1 protein-coding gene is annotated in these 16681 nt (G+C 78.2%); it reads left to right on the top strand.

The window, feature by feature from the left end:
- The first annotated feature begins 89 nt into the window (after positions 1 to 89).
- On the top strand, positions 90 to 16652 hold the full coding sequence (locus tag ACGF13_RS34440) for an SDR family NAD(P)-dependent oxidoreductase (RefSeq protein ID WP_392882956.1): 16563 nt from the start codon (positions 90 to 92) through the stop codon (positions 16650 to 16652).
- The last annotated feature ends 29 nt before the right edge of the window (positions 16653 to 16681 follow it).

Genomic DNA, 16681 nt, shown 5'->3' with positions numbered 1-16681 from the left:
CCGGACCGGGCAATTCTTCGTGCGACCAGCCCCACCGGTCGGCTCCCTGGAACCGGCCGTCCCCACACGGCACAAGGGAGTCGGAACCGATGGACCAGCCGCCCGCCGCCGGACCAGCCCTCGACGAGGAGCCGGACGTCCCCGTCGCGGTGATCGGCCTGGCCTGCCGGTTCCCCGGGGCGTCCTCCCCCGAGGCGTACTGGCGGCTGCTGAGCGAGGGCCGCAGCGCCGTCGGCCCGACCCCGCCCGAGCGCTGGGACGCCGAGGCCTGGTACGGCGACGGCGACCTCGACGCCCCCGGGCGGGCGGACCTGCGGCACGGCGGCTTCCTGGACTGGCCCACCGTCACCGGCTTCGACGCCGAGTTCTTCGGCATCGGCCCGCGCGAGGCCGCCGCGACGGACCCGCAACAGCGCCTGATGCTGGAACTCGGCTGGGAGGCGCTGGAGAACGCCCGCCTGCTGCCCGAGCGGCTGGCCGGCAGCGCGACCGGCGTCTTCGTCGGCGCGATCTGGGACGACTACGCGGCCCTGCTGCACCGCGACGGCGCCGGCGCCACCACCCGGCACTGGGCGGCGGGCCTGCAGCGCGGGGTGATCGCCAACCGGCTCTCCCACGCCCTGGGGCTGGCCGGGCCGAGCCTGGTGGTGGACACCGCCCAGTCCTCCTCCCTGGTCGCCCTGCACCTGGCCTGCGAGAGCCTGCGCCGCGGCGAGAGCACCCTCGCCCTGGCCGGCGGGGTGAACCTGGACCTCGCGGTGGAGAACGCGGTCACCGCCGCCAAGCTCGGCGGCCTCTCCCCGGACGGCCGCTGCTACACCTTCGACGCCCGCGCCAACGGCTACGTCCGCGGCGAGGGCGGCGGCCTGGTGGTGCTCCAGCGGCTCGACGACGCGCTCGCCCAGGGCTCGCCCGTCCTGTGCGTGATCCGGGGCAGCGCGGTGAACAACGACGGCGGCGGCTCCGGCAGCCTGACCGCGCCCGACGCGCGGGCCCAGGAGGCCGTGATCCGGCGGGCCTACCGCCGCTCCGGCATCGACCCGGCCGAGGTCCAGTACGTGGAGCTGCACGGCACCGGCACCCGGGCGGGCGACCCGGTGGAGGCGGCCGCCCTGGGCGCCGTCGTGGGCCGCGCGCGCCGGGCGGCCCACGACGAAGGGGCCCGCGGCCCGCTGCGAGTGGGGTCGGTCAAGACCAACCTCGGCCACCTCGAGGGCGCGGCCGGCATCGCCGGCTTCCTCAAGGTCGCCCTGAGCATCCGGCACGGGCTCGTCCCGCCGAGCCTCAACTACCGGACGCCCAACCCGGACATCCCGCTGGACGAGCTGAACCTCGCGGTCCACACCGAGCTGTCGCCCTGGCCGCGGCAGGGCCGCCGACTCGTCGCCGGGGTCAGCTCGTTCGGGCTCGGCGGCACCAACTGCCACGTGGTGGTGACCGGCCCGCCGGACGCCCCGACGGGAGGGGCCGACCAGCCGCCGGCCGAACCCGCCGCCGTACCGTGGCCGCTGTCCGCCCGCAGCGGCGCCGCGCTGCGCGCCCAGGCCGCCCGCCTCGCCGACTTCCTGACGGAACACCAGGACGCCGGGCCGGCCGAGGTCGGGCTCGCCCTGGCCACCACCCGCTCGGTGTTCGAGCACCGCGCGGTGGTGGTCGGCGCCGACCGCGCGGAGCTGCTCGCCGGCCTCACCGCCCTGGCCGAGGACCGGCCCGCCCGCAACGCCGTGGCGCCCACCGCCCCGGCCGTGCACGGCGGCACCGTGCTGGTCTTCCCCGGCCAGGGGTCCCAGTGGGCGGCCATGGGAAGGGAGTTGCTCGCGGACAGCGAGGTCTTCGCCGAGCGGATCGCCGCCTGCGAGGAGGCGCTCGCCGAGTTCGTCGACTGGTCGCTCACCGCGGTGCTGCGCGGCGAGCCCGGGGCGCCGTCACTGGAGCGGGTGGACGTCGTGCAGCCCGCCCTGTGGGCGGTCATGGTCTCGCTCGCCGCGGTGTGGCGGGCCCACGGCGTGACGCCGGACGCCGTGGTCGGCCACTCGCAGGGCGAGATCGCCGCCGCCCACGTCGCCGGGGTGCTGTCGCTGCGGGACGCGGCCAAGGTCGTCGCCCTGCGGGCGCAGGCGCTCACCCGGCTCGCCGGGACCGGCGCGATGGCCTCCGTGCCGCTGCCCGTCGCCGAGGTCGCCGAGCGGATCGCGCCCTGGCGCGACCGGGTCTCGGTGGCCGCCGTCAACGGCCCCTCCGCCACCGTGCTCGCCGGCGACGGCGCCGTCCTCGACCAACTGCTCGCCGCCTACCAGGCGGAGGACGTCCGGGCCCGGCGGATCGACGTCGACTACGCCTCGCACTCCCCCGGCGTCGAGGCCGTCCGGGACGAACTGCTCGCCGCGCTCGCCGACATCACCCCGCTCCCGGCCGCCGCGGACGTCGCCTTCTACTCGACCGTCACCGCCGGCCCGGTCGCCGACACCACCGCGCTGGACGCCGACTACTGGTACCGGAACCTGCGCGGCACCGTCTGGTTCGAGGAGACCGTCCGCGCCCTGCTCGCCGACGGGCACCGGCTGTTCGTGGAGTCCAGCCCGCACCCCGTCCTCGCCGTCGGCGTCCAGGAGGCCGCCGAGGCGTGGACCACCCCGCAGGACCCGGCCGCCGTCGTCGGCACGCTCCGGCGTGAGGACGGCGGCCGCACCAGGCTGCTCGGCTCGCTCGCCCAGGCCCAGGTCGCGGGCGCCGCCGTGGACTGGACGCCGTTCTTCGGCGCCGCCCGGCCGGTCGGGCTGCCCACCTACGCCTTCCAGCGCACGCCGTACTGGCTTCCCGGGACCGCCGCTCCCGCCCCGTCGGCGCCCGCCGCCGAGGCCCCGCGGCCCGGCGGCACCCCGGCCGACCGGTCCGGGACGGCACGGCCGCTGGCCGACCGGCTGGCCGCACTGCCGGAGTCCGAGCGGGAGGCCCCGCTGCTCGACCTGGTGCGGGAGCAGACCGCGGCCGTCCTCGGCCACGAGTCCGGCGGCTCGGTCGACCCGGGCCGGGCCTTCAAGGAGTCGGGCTTCGACTCGATCGCCGCCGTCGAACTGCGCAACCGGCTGAACGCGGCGACCGGGCTGCGACTGCCGACCACCGCCGTCTTCGCCCACCCCACCCCCCGGGCGCTGGCCGCCCACCTGCTGACCGGGCTGCTCGGCACGCCCGCCGCCGGGCCGTCGGAGCCCGTCGCCCCGCCCGCCGCCGACACCGACGACCCGGTGGTGATCGTCGGCATGGCCTGCCGCTTCCCCGGCGGGGCGAACGGCCCGGAGGAACTGTGGCGGCTGGTCGCCGACGGACGGGACGCCGTCAGCGGCTTCCCCGACAACCGGGGCTGGGACCTCGACGCGCTCCACCATCCCGACCCGGGGCACTCCGGCACCTCCTACACCCGGCACGGCGGCTTCCTGTACGACGCCGACCGCTTCGACGCCGGGTTCTTCGGCCTGTCCCCGCGCGAGGCCCTGGCCACCGATCCGCAGCAACGGCTGCTGCTGGAGGTCGCCTGGGAGGCCTTCGAGCGGGCCGGGATCGACCCCGCGCCGCTGCGCGGCAGCCGGACCGGCGTCTTCACCGGACTGATGGCCTCCGACTACGGGCCGCGCCTCCACGAGGGCGAGGACGGCACCGACGGCTACCTGCTCACCGGCAGCGCGGGCAGCGTGGCCTCCGGCCGGCTCGCCTACGTGCTCGGGCTGGAGGGCCCGGCCGTCTCGGTCGACACCGCCTGCTCGTCCTCGCTGGTGGCGCTGCACCTGGCCGCCCAGTCACTGCGCTCGGGCGAGAGCGACCTCGCCCTGGCCGGCGGCGTGACGGTGATGTCCACACCGGGCACCTTCGTCGAGTTCAGCCGCCAGCGCGGGCTGTCCGAGGACGGGCGCTGCAAGCCCTTCGCCGCCGCGGCGGACGGCACCGGCTGGGGCGAGGGCGTCGGCGTCCTGCTGCTGGAACGCCTCTCCGACGCCCGCCGCAACGGGCACCCCGTCCTCGCCCTGCTGCGCGGCAGCGCCGTCAACCAGGACGGCGCCAGCAACGGCCTCACCGCCCCCAACGGCCCCGCCCAGGAACGCGTCCTGCGCCAGGCCCTCACCAACGCCGGACTCACCACCACCGACATCGACGCCATCGAGGCCCACGGCACCGGCACCACCCTCGGCGACCCCATCGAAGCCGAGGCGATCCTCGCCGTCTACGGCCCCCACCGCACCCCGCAACAACCACTGCACCTCGGCTCCGTCAAGTCCAACCTCGGCCACACCCAGGCCGCCGCCGGCGTCGCCGGCGTCATCAAGACGGTCATGGCCATGCGCCACGGCACCCTGCCCCGCACCCTCCACATCGACGAACCCACCCCCCACGTCGACTGGTCCACCGGCACCGTAACCCTCCTCACCGAGAACACCCCCTGGCCCGCCGCCGGCCGCCCCCGCCGAGCCGGCGTCTCCTCCTTCGGCATCAGCGGCACCAACGCCCACGTCATCCTCGAGGAGCCGGACCAGCAGCCGGACGAGGCGCCGTCCGCCGCACCGGCGACCGCCGACGGCCCGCTGCCACTGGTGCTGTCCGCGAAGACCCCCGAGGCGCTGCGCGAGCAGGCCCTACGGCTCACCCGGCACCTGAACGCCGACCCCGAGGCCCATCCGGCCGACGTGGCGTACACCCTGGCCACCACCCGCTCCACCTTCGAGCACCGCGCGGTGGTCCTCGGCGCCGACCGGGCGGAGCTGCTCGCCGGGCTCGCCGCCGTGGCCGCCGGCCGCACCGGCGTGACGGCCCCCGCCGAGGGCGCCGCCGGCCTCGCGGCGGCCGCCGCCGAGGACTTCGTCCAGGGGCTGGCCGTGGACTGGGCGGTGCTGTTCGCGGACAGCGGCGCCCGGGTGGTCGAGCTGCCCACCTACCCGTTCCGCCGGGACCGGTACTGGTGGCAGCCCGCCGCACGCCCCGACTCCGCCGGCGCCGCCCCCGACGAGGCCGAGCAGCGGTTCTGGGCCGCGGTGGAGCAGGGCGACGCCGAGGCCGTCGCCACCGAGCTCGACCTCGGCTCCGCGCCGGACGCCCCCGCCGCCGAGGCGCTGTCCGCGGCGCTGCCGGTGCTGTCCCGCTGGCACGGGCGCCGACGCGCGCGGGCCGCGCAGGACGCCCTGCGCTACCGGGTCCGCTGGCACCGGGTCGGCCCGGCCACGGACGCCACCCCCGGTGGACGCTGGCTGCTGGCCGTCCCGGCGGAAGCCGGACGGAGCGGTCCGTGGACGGAGGCGGCCGTACGGGCGCTGACCGTCCGGGGCGCCGAGGTCCGGCAGGTCGCCGTCGACCCGGCCGCGGACCGGTCCCGCGTCGCCGAGCGGCTGCGCGCCGAACTGGACGGGTTCCGCCCGACCGGAGTGCTGTCCCTGCTCGCCCTGGCCGAAGGACCACTGGCCGACCACCCGTCCGTACCCGCCGGTCTGGCCGCCTCGCTCGCGCTGACCCAGGCCCTCGGCGAGCTGGAGCCGGCCGCCCCGGTCTGGTACGCCACCAGCGGCGCCGTGGGCACCGGGGCCGGGGACCGGGTGCGCGACCCGGAGCAGGCCCAACTGTGGGGCCTGGGGCGGATCGTCGCCCTGGAGCACCCCGAGCGCTGGGGCGGGCTGGTCGACCTGCCCGCCGAGGCCGACGACGCGTCCACGGACCACCTGGCCGAGGTGCTGACCGGCGACGGCGCGGAGGACCAGCTCGCGATCCGGCCGCTCGGGGTGTTCGCCCGCCGCCTCGAACGCTCCCCCGCCCCGCCGCACGCCCACCGCGCGTGGCGCACCCGGGGCACCGCCCTGGTCACCGGCGGCACCGGCGCGCTCGGCGCACTGGTCGCCCGGCGGCTGGCGCGGGCCGGCGCCGAACACCTGCTACTGGTCAGCCGCCGCGGCGAACAGGCGCCCGGCGCCGAGGAGTTGCGGGCCGAACTGGCCGCGCTCGGCGCCCGCGTCACGTTCGCCGCCTGCGACGCGGCCGACCGGGACGCGCTCGCCGCCGTCCTCGCCGCCCTGCCGGACGACCTCCCGCTGACCACCGTGGTGCACGCCGCCGGGCAGCTCGACGACGCCCTGCTCGACGCCCTCACCCCCGACCGGCTGGACCGGGCGCTGCGCGCCAAGGCCACCGCCGCGCGGAACCTGGACGAGCTGACCCGGGGCGCCGACCTGTCCGCCTTCGTGCTCTTCTCCTCCGTGGCCGCCACCTGGGGCCTGCCCGGGCAGGGCGGCTACGCCCCCGGCAACGCCTTCCTCGACGCCCTCGCGGAGCACCGCCGCGCCGAGGGCCTGCCGGCCACCTCCATCGCCTGGGGGCCGTGGGCCGGTGCCGGGATGGCGACCGGCACCGCCGTCGCGGACCAGCTCCACCGCCTCGGCCTGCCCGGTCTCGCCCCCGAGCAGGGCCTCGCCGCGCTGGAGGGGGCGCTCGCCGCCGGCGACGACTGCGTGACCGTGGCCCGGGTCGACTGGGACGCCCTCGTCCCCGCCGTCACGCTCGGCCGCCCGCGCCCGCTGTTCGACACCGTCCCCGAGGCCCGTGAGGCGGCCGCCGGTTCGGCCGCCCCCGGCCCGGACGGCGAGGGGCCGGCCCGACGGCTGGCCGGACTCGATCCGCTGCGGCGCGCGGAGGCGGTGTCGGAGGTCGTGCGCGGGGCCGTCGCGACCGTCCTCGGCTACGCCTCCGCCGAGCAGGTCCGGGAGCACCGGATCTTCTCCGAGCTGGGGCTCACCTCGCTGACGGCCGTGGAACTGCGCAACCGGCTGAGCGCCGCGACCGGGCTGCGGCTGTCCCCCACGCTGGTCTACGACCACCCCACCCCGCGCGCGGTGGCCGAGGTCGTCCTCGCCGGGCTCATCGGCGACGACGCCCGGCCGGCCCCCGCCGTCGCGGCGCGGGCCGCCGACGACGACGAGCCGATCGCGATCGTCGGCATGGCCTGCCGCTACCCCGGCGGCGTGACCTCCCCCGACGGCCTGTGGGACCTCGTCCTCTCCGGCACCGACGCGATCGGCGACCTGCCCGACGACCGCGGCTGGGACATCGGGCGGCTGTTCCACCCGGAGCCGGGACGGCCCGGCACCTCGTACAGCCGGCACGGCGGATTCCTCTACGACGCGGGCGAGTTCGACGCCGCGTTCTTCGGGATCAGCCCGCGTGAGGCGCTCGCCATGGACCCGCAGCAGCGGCTGCTACTGGAGACCGGCTGGGAGGCCGTCGAACGGGCCGGCATCGACCCGGCCACCCTGCGCGGCAGCGACACCGGGGTCTACGTCGGCGCGTCCAACGGCGAGTACGGGCCGCGCCTGGCGGAGCCGGCCGGCACCGCCGACGGCTACGTGCTGACCGGCAGCGCCGCGAGCGTGGTCTCCGGTCGGCTCGCCTACGCGCTGGGGCTGGAGGGCCCGGCCGTCAGCATCGACACCGCCTGCTCCACCTCCCTGGTGGCACTGCACCTGGCCGCCCGGTCGCTGCGCTCCGGCGAGTGCTCGCTGGCACTGGCGGGCGGGGTGACGGTGATGTCGAGCCCCGGTGTCTTCGTCGAGTTCTCCCGCCAGCGCGGGCTCGCCCCCGACGGGCGCTGCAAGCCGTTCGCCGCCGCGGCGGACGGCACCGGCTGGGGCGAGGGCGTCGGCGTCCTGGTCCTGGAGCGGCTCTCCGACGCCCGCGCCAACGGCCACCCCGTCCTCGCCCTGGTCCGCGGCAGCGCCGTCAACCAGGACGGTGCCAGCAACGGCCTCACCGCCCCCAACGGCCCCGCCCAGGAACGGGTGATCCGCCAGGCCCTCGCCAACGCCGGACTCACCCCCGCCGACGTCGACGCCATCGAGGCGCACGGCACCGGCACCACCCTCGGCGACCCGATCGAGGCCCGGGCCCTGCTGGCGACCTACGGGCAGCACCGCCCGGCGGACCGCCCGGTCCGGCTCGGTTCGGTGAAGTCCAACCTCGGCCACCCGCAGGCCGCCGCCGGCGTCGCCGGGGTGATCAAGATGGTCATGGCGATGCGCCACGGCGTCCTGCCCCGGACCCTGCACGTGGACGAGCCGACCCCGCACGTCGACTGGTCCTCGGGCACGGTGGCGCTGCTCACCGAGAACACCCCCTGGAGCACCGGCGACGACCCGCGCCGGGCCGCCGTCTCCTCCTTCGGCATCAGCGGCACCAACGCCCACGTCATCCTGGAACAGCCCCGGCCCGAGCCCGAGCCCGTCTCGGCACCCGCCGGCCCCGAGGCCGTGCCGTGGGTGCTCTCCGGGCGGACGCCCGGCGCGCTGCGGGCCCGCGCCGAGCAGTTGCTCGCCCTGGCCACCGGGCAGCCCGGCCCCGACCCGGCGGCCGTGGCCCGCGCCCTGGCCACCACCCGGTCGGCCTTCGAGCACCGCGCCGTCGTGGTCGGCCGGGACCGCGCGGAGCTGCTCGCCGGGCTCGCCGCCGTCGCGGCCGGCGGCGAGGGCGTGGTGGCCCCCGGCGGGCAGGTCCCGGCCGCCGCCGAGGACTTCGCCCAGGGGCTCGAGGTGGACTGGACGGCCGTCCTCGGCGCCGCCGACCGCCCCGCGGTCGAGCTGCCCACCTACCCCTTCCAGCGCACCCGGTACTGGCTGGAGACCCCCGCCGCCCCGGCCGGGGGCGCGCCGCACGCGACCGGTCAGCGGCCGGTGGACCATCCGCTGCTGTCCTCGGTGCTGCACCTCGCGGGAACCGACGAGTACGTCCTCACCGGCCGGCTGGCCGAGCGGACGCAGCCCTGGCTCGGGGACCACCGGGTCGCCGGCGCCGTCCTGCTGCCCGGCACCGCCTTCGTCGAACTCGCGCTCCGCGCCGGCGAGCAGGTCGGCTGCGCGTCGGTCGACGAACTCGGCCTCACCGCACCGCTGCTGCCCCCGCCGGCCGGCGGCGTCGCCCTCCAGGTGGCGGTGGGCGCGGCCGACGAAGCGGGCCGCCGGAGCATCCGGATCTTCTCCCGCGCCGAACACGCCGGCGCGGGCCTGCCGTGGACGCAGCACGCCACCGGGCTGCTCGCGCCCGTTCCCGAGCGGCCCGCCGACCCGGCCGAGGAGTGGCCGCCGCCAGGCGCCACGGCGATCGACACCGCCGACCTGTACGAGCGGCTGGCCCGCCGGGGCTACGGCTACGGCCCGGCGTTCCGGAACCTGGTCCGGGCCTGGCGCAGTGGCGAGGACGTCCTCGCCGAGGTGGCCCTGACCGGCGCCGAGCAGGCCGAGGCCGAGCGGTACGCGGTGCACCCGGCCCTGTTCGACGCGGCCCTGCACACCATCGGCCTGGTCGCGGACGGCGAGGCTCCGGCCGTACTGCCGTTCGCCTGGCAGCGGGTGTCGGCGCCGGTCCGGGGCGCGGCCGCCCTGCGGGTGCGGCTCGGCCTCGCCGGGCCGGGCGAGGCCACGCTCACCGCCCACGACGCGGACGGGCGCCCGGTGGCCTCCGTCGGGGCCGTCGTGCTGCGCCCGGCGCCGGCGGACCTGACGGCCGGGCGGCCGGAGGCCGGCGAGAGCGGGCTCTACCGGCTCGGCTGGCCCGCCGCCCCCGCCCCGGTGGCGGCGGCACCGACCGGACGGCGGGCGGTGCTCGGCGCGGACGACCTGCTGCCGGGTGAGCCGGCCCCGCGCTGGGCCGACCTCACCGCGCTGCGCGCCGCGCTCGACGCCGGTGAGCCGGTGCCGGACCTGGTGTTCGCCGCCGTACGCCCGGCGGACGCCCCGGACCCCGGCTCCGCCGCCGACCGGGCCCTGGCGACGACGGCTCGGGCGCTGGCCCTGGTCCAGGCGTGGCTGGCCGAGGAGCGGTTGGCCCCGGCGCGGCTGGTCCTGGTGACCCGCTCCGCCGTGGCCGTGGCCGACGGCGAGACGCCCGACCCCGCCGAGGCCGCCGTCTGGGGGCTGCTGCGCTCCGCGCAGACCGAGCACCCCGGTCGCCTGGTCCTCGCCGACCTCGACGACGCCCCCGCCTCCGCCCGCGCGCTGGCGCCCGCGGCGGCCGGCGAGGAACCCCAACTGGCCCTGCGCGCGGGCACCGTACGGGTGCCCCGGCTGGCCCGGGCGGGCGTCCCCGAGCTGCGGTCGCCGCGTCCGCTCGACCCGGACGGCACGGTGCTGATCACCGGCGGGACCGGGTTGCTCGGGCGGCTCGTCGCCCGCCACCTGGTCTCCGAGCACGGCGCCCGGCACCTGCTGCTGGCCAGTCGCGGCGGCGAACAGTCGCCCGGTGTGGCGGAGTTGGTGACCGAGCTGGCCGGGCTGGGGGCCCGGACCACGGTGGTCGGCTGCGACCTCGCCGACCGCGCACAGGTGGCGGCCCTGCTGGCGGGCGTGCCCTCCGAGCACCCGCTGACGGCCGTGGTGCACGCGGCCGGGGTCCTGGACGACGGCGCGATCGGCTCGCTGACCGCCGAGCGGCTGGCGGGCGCCCTGCGCCCGAAGGCCCATGCGGCCCTGCACCTGCACGAGTTGACGCAGGGCCTGGACCTCTCGGCGTTCGTGCTGTTCTCCTCGGCCGCCGGGCTGCTCGGCTCGGCCGGCCAGGGCAACTACGCCGCCGCCAACGCCTTCCTGGACGCCCTCGCCGTCCACCGCCGCGGCCTCGGCCTGCCCGCGACCTCGCTGGCCTGGGGGCTGTGGGCGGAGCGCAGCGGGCTGACCGCCGGACTCGACGAGGCCGACCTGTCCCGCCTCGCCCGGGTGGGCGTACGGCCGTTGAGCACCGCGCACGGGCTGGCCCTGCTGGACGCCGCACTGGCCGCCGACGAACCGTTCCTCGCACCGGCGCGCCTCGACCCCGCCTCGGCGGCGGGCACCGGGGGCGCTCCCGGAGCGGCCCCGCTCGCGCCGCTGCTGCGCGCCCTGGTCCGTCCGGAGCCGGCCCACCGCCCCGCCCCGGCGCCCGCCCCGACGGCCGGGCTGTCCACCCGGGTGCGCGCCCTGGACGAGACGGAGCGGCTGCGCGAACTGGCCGCCGCGGTACGGGCCGAGGCCGCGGCCGTCCTCGGGCTCGACGCCCTGGACGAGTCGCAGGACGGCCGGGCCTTCGCCCAGCTGGGCATGGACTCCCTGACCGCGCTCGAACTGCGCAACCGGCTGGGCGCGTTGACCGGGCTGACGCTCCCCGCCGGGCTGGTCTTCGACCGCCCGACCCCGCAGGAGCTGGCGGGCTACCTGGCGTCCCGGCTGCTGGGTGCCGAGGAGGCCGCGCCCGCCCCGGCGCGCGCGGCGGCGCCCACCGCCGAGGAGCCGATCGCGATCGTCGCGATGGCCTGCCGCTACCCCGGCGACGTCACCACCCCCGAGGCCCTGTGGGCGCTGGTCGCGAACGGCGTCGACGCCGTCGGCGAGCTGCCCGGGAACCGCGGCTGGGACCTCGCCGGGCTGTACGACCCGGACCCGGGCAAGCCCGGCAAGAGCTACGCGCGCCACGGGGCGTTCCTGCGCGACGCCACCGCGTTCGACGCCGCGTTCTTCGGGATCAACCCGCGCGAGGCGCTCGCCATGGACCCGCAGCAGCGGCTGCTGCTGGAGACCGGCTGGGAGGCCGTCGAACGGGCCGGCATCGACCCGACCGGCCTGCGCGGCAGCCGGACCGGCGTCTTCGCGGGCGTGATGTACCACGACTACGGCTCGTGGGCGCGCCGGGTGCCCGCGGAGGTCGAGGGCTACCTCGGCTCCGGAACGGCCGGCAGCGTGGCCTCCGGCCGGGTGGCGTACGCGCTGGGGCTGGAGGGCCCGGCCGTCAGCGTCGACACCGCCTGCTCGTCCTCGCTGGTGGCGCTGCACCTGGCCGCCCAGTCACTGCGCTCGGGCGAGAGCGACCTCGCCCTGGCCGGCGGCGTGACGGTGATGTCGACGCCCACGCCGTTCATCGAGTTCTCCCGCCAGCGCGGGCTCGCCCCCGACGGCCGCTGCAAGCCCTTCGCCGCCGCCGCGGACGGCACCGGCTGGGGCGAGGGCGCCGGCGTCCTGCTGCTGGAACGCCTCTCCGACGCCCGCCGCAACGGGCACCCCGTCCTCGCCCTGCTGCGCGGCAGCGCCGTCAACCAGGACGGCGCCAGCAACGGCCTCACCGCCCCCAACGGCCCCGCCCAGGAACGCGTCCTGCGCCAGGCCCTCACCAACGCCGGACTCACCACCACCGACATCGACGCCATCGAGGCCCACGGCACCGGCACCACCCTCGGCGACCCCATCGAAGCCGAAGCCATCCACACCGTCTACGGCCCCCACCGCACCCCGCAACAACCACTGCACCTCGGCTCCGTCAAGTCCAACCTCGGCCACACCCAGGCCGCCGCCGGCGTCGCCGGCGTCATCAAGATGGTCATGGCCATGCGCCACGGCACCCTGCCCCGCACCCTCCACATCGACGAACCCACCCCCCACGTCGACTGGTCCACCGGCACCGTGGCCCTCCTCACCGAGAACACCCCCTGGCCCGCCGCCGGCCGCCCCCGCCGAGCCGGCGTCTCCTCCTTCGGCATCAGCGGCACCAACGCCCACGTGATCCTGGAACAGGCCCCGGTGGAGCGGGCCGCGGCCCGGGCCGCCACGCCGCCGCGCCGCACCGACGGCTCGGCCGTCCCGTGGCTGCTGTCCGCCCGCAGCGCCGACGGGCTGCGCGCCCAGGCCGTCCGGCTGCGCGAACGCCTCGACGAACGCCCGGACCTGCGCCCGCTCGACCTCGGCTACTCGCTGGCCACCGGACGGACGGCCTTCGAGCACCGGGCCGCGCTGGTGTCCACGACCCGCGCGGACTTCCTGGAGCGGCTGGACGAGCTGATCGCCGACCCGGCGCCGCCCGGGCGGCGCACCGGCGGGCGGCTGGCCTTCCTGTTCGCCGGCCAGGGCAGCCAGCGGCTCGGCATGGGCCGCGGCCTCCACACGCGTCACCCGGTGTTCGCCGCGGCCTTCGACGAGGTCTGCGCCGAGCTGGACCGGCACCTGCCGCGCCCGCTGCGGGAGGTGCTCGACGCCGCACCGGACTCCGAGGCGGCCGGGCTGCTGGACCGCACCGAGTACACCCAACCCGCCCTGTTCGCGGTCGAGGTGGCGCTGTTCCGGCTGCTGGAGTCCTGGGGCGTACGGCCGGACGTGCTGGCCGGCCACTCCGTGGGGGAACTCGCCGCCGTGCACGTCGCCGGGGTGCTGGACCTGGCCGACGCGGCCGTGCTGGTGACCGCCCGGGCGCGGCTGATGCAGGCCCTTCCGCCGGGCGGGGCGATGGTGGCGGTGGCCGCCGCCGAGGCCGAGGTGTCGCCGCTGCTGACCGAGGGCGCGGCCCTCGCCGCCGTCAACGGGCCGTCCGCCGTGGTCCTCTCCGGCCGGACGGACGCGGTGCTGGCGATCGCCGAGCAGCTGGCCGGGCACGGCCGGCGGACCGCGAGGCTGCGGGTCAGCCACGCCTTCCACTCCCCGCTGATGGACCCGATGCTGGACGAACTCCGCGCGGTCGCGGCCTCACTGACGTACCGTCAGGCTCGGATCCCGATCGTCTCCACGGTGACCGGACGCCCGGCGACGGCGGAGGAGCTCGGCTCGCCGGACTACTGGGCGGAGCAGGTCCGCCGGCCCGTCCGGTTCCACGACGCGGTACGGCAGCTGACCGAGGACGGCGTGACCACCCTGCTGGACGTCGGCCCGGACGGCTCGCTCGCCACCCTCGCCGCCGGCGAGGAGGCCGGCCGGGCGGTCGCCGCACTGCGCCGCGACCGGCCCGAACCGGACGCGCTGGCCGACGCGTTGGGCCGACTGCACGTGCGCGGCACGGCCGTCGACTGGGCGGCGTACTTCACCGACTCCGGCGCGCGGCGGGTCGACCTGCCGACCTACGCCTTCCAGCCGGAGCACTACTGGCTGCCCGCCTCACCCGACCCGGACCCGGACGGCCCCGGCCCGGCGAGCGCCGGCCTCGACGCCTCCGGCCACCCGCTGCTCGGCGCGTTCGTCGAACTGCCCGACAGCGACGAGCTGGTGTGCACCGGACGGCTCTCCCTCGCCACCCATCCCTGGCTGGCCGACCACGCCGTGCGCGGCGAGGTCCTGCTGCCCGGCGCCGCCTTCGTGGAACTCGCGCTGGAGGCGGGCGCCCGCCTGGGCTGCGACCGACTGGCCGAACTCACCCTGCGCAGCCCGCTGGTGCTGCCCGAGCGGGAGCAGGACGGCGTCCGACTGCGCATCCGGGTCGCCGAGCCCACCGCCGACGGGCGCCGCCCGCTGTCGGTGTACGCCCGCCCCGACCGGGCCGCCCGGGGCGCGCTGTGGACCCTGCACGCCACCGGTGTCCTCGCCGAGGGGACACCCCCCGGAGCGGAGCTGGCCGAGTGGCCGCCGCCCGGCGCCGTCCCCGTCGAGGTCGACGGCCTGTACGAGCGGATGGCGGCCACCGGGGTGGGGTACGGCCCGGCCTTCCGGGGCCTGGGCGCGGCCTGGATCCACGACGGCCGGGTCCTCGCCGAGGTGGCGCTGCCCGAGCAGGCCGCCGCCGGGGCCGGCCGGTACGGGCTGCACCCCGCGCTGCTCGACGCCGCCCTGCACGCCGCCGCGCTCCTCGGTCCGGACGCGGACGCGCCCGCCGCCGTACCGCGGCTGCCGTTCACCTGGTCCGAGGTGGCGCTGCACGCCACCGGCGCGGACCGGCTGCGGGTGCGGATCACCGTCGACGGCGACACCCTGACGCTCGACGTCGCGGACGCCACCGGGGCGCCCGTCGCGACCGTCGGCTCGCTGCTGCTGCGCCCCGCCGGCCCCGGCACCGCCGCCGACCGCCCGCTGTACGAGCTGCGCTGGCGCCCCGCGCCCGCCGACCCGGCGCCCGCCGAGGAGAGCTGGGCCGCGATCGGCCCGGACGCCCCGGCCGGACCGCCCGGCACCAGGACCGTCCGGTACGCCGACGTCGACGCGCTGTTCGCCGCCGTCGAGCACGGCACCCCGGCGCCGGACGCGGTGTCCGTCCGGGCGGCCGCCGGTACCGGCGGCCGCGTTCCGGAGCGCACCCGGACGGCGGTCAACCACACCACCGCACTGCTTCGCTGCTGGACGTCCGACCAGCGCCTGGACGCCACCCGGCTGGTCCTGGCGACCCGCGACGCGGTGGCCGCCACGCCCGAGGACCCGGCGGTCGATCCGGCCGCGGCCGCGGTGTGGGGCCTGGTGCGGTCCGTCCAGAGCGAGCACCCCGGCCGGGTCGTGCTGGTCGACACCCGCCTCGGCGCCGACGCGGCCCTGCCCGCGGCCGTCGGCTCCGGTGAGCCCCAGTTCGCCGTGCGCGCCGGCGCCGCCCTGGTGCCCCGGCTCACCGCGGCGCCCGGCCCGTCCGGCCCGCCCGCCGCGCCGGTGTTCGGACCCGAGGGCACCGTGCTGGTCACCGGCGGCACCGGCGGCCTGGGCGCGCTGCTCGCCCGGCACCTGGTCACCGGGCACGGCGTCCGATCCCTGCTGCTGGTCGGCCGACGCGGCCCGGACACGCCCGGCGCCGACCGGCTGGCCGCCGAACTCGGCGAACTGGGCGCCCGGGTGCGGATCGCCGCCTGCGACGTGTCCGACCGCACCGCCCTCGCGCGGCTCCTCGACACCCTGCCCGCCGACCGGCCGCTCGCCGCCGTGGTGCACTGCGCCGGGGCGCTCGACGACGGCGTGCTCGAATCGCTCACGCCCGGGAGCCTCGACCGGGTGCTGCGCCCCAAGGCCGACGCGGCCTGGCACCTGCACGAACTGACCACGGAACTGAAGCCCGCCGCGTTCGTGCTGTACTCCTCCGTCGCCGGCACGCTCGGCTCCGCCGGGCAGGGCAACTACGCGGCCGCCAACGCCTTCCTGGACGGCCTCGCCGCGCACCGCCGCGCCCTCGGACTGCCCGCCACCGCGCTCGCCTGGGGCTGGTGGGGCGGCGGGGCGGGCATGGCCGGCGCCTTCGACGAGGCCGACCGGGCCCGGCTGGCCCGGGCCGGCATCGCCGCCCTGGAACCGCCGGAGGCACTGGCCCTGTTCGACGCCGCGCTCGGCCTGGACGCGGCGGCGCTCGCCCCGGTCCGGCTCGACCCCGCCGTGCTGCGGGCCCGCGCCGACCAGGACGTGCTCTCCCCGGTCCTGAAGGAGCTGGCCACCGGCGGCGCCCGCCCGGTCCACCGCCGCGCCGCCGCCGCCCGCCCGGCGCCCGCCCCCGCGTGGCGGGAGCGGCTGCGGGACACCGCGGCGGGGCAGCGCGAGCACCTGCTGGTCGACCTGGTGCGCCGCGAGGTGGCCAAGGTCCTCGGCCGGCCCTCGCACGCCGCCGTGGCGGCCCACGACCGGCTGCTCGACCTGGGCTTCGACTCCCTCACGGCGGTGGAACTGCGCAACCGGATCGGCGAGTTGTGCGGCCTCCAGCTGCCGACCACGCTGGTCTTCGACCATCCCACCCCCGCGCGCCTGGCCGCCCACCTGCTGGAGCGGCTCGACGACGGCCCGGCCGGGACCGCGGCCCCCGCCGCCACGGCGCCCGCACCGGCCGCCCCACCCGCCGATCCTGCAGCCGAAGAGGCACCCGACCACCCGGCGGCGGCCGACCCCGCCCTCGCCGGTCTCGGCCGGGACGAACTGCTCGCCTTCATCGACGAGAACCTCAGAAGGCCCTGACCACCACCCACGACCACCCCCGGGCCGGC

The sequence above is a fragment of the Kitasatospora sp. NPDC048286 genome (assembly GCF_043201735.1).
Lineage (GTDB): Bacteria > Actinomycetota > Actinomycetes > Streptomycetales > Streptomycetaceae > Kitasatospora.
Note: the sequence above shows the minus strand (reverse complement) of the source record. Positions and strands in the feature narration are given on the sequence as shown.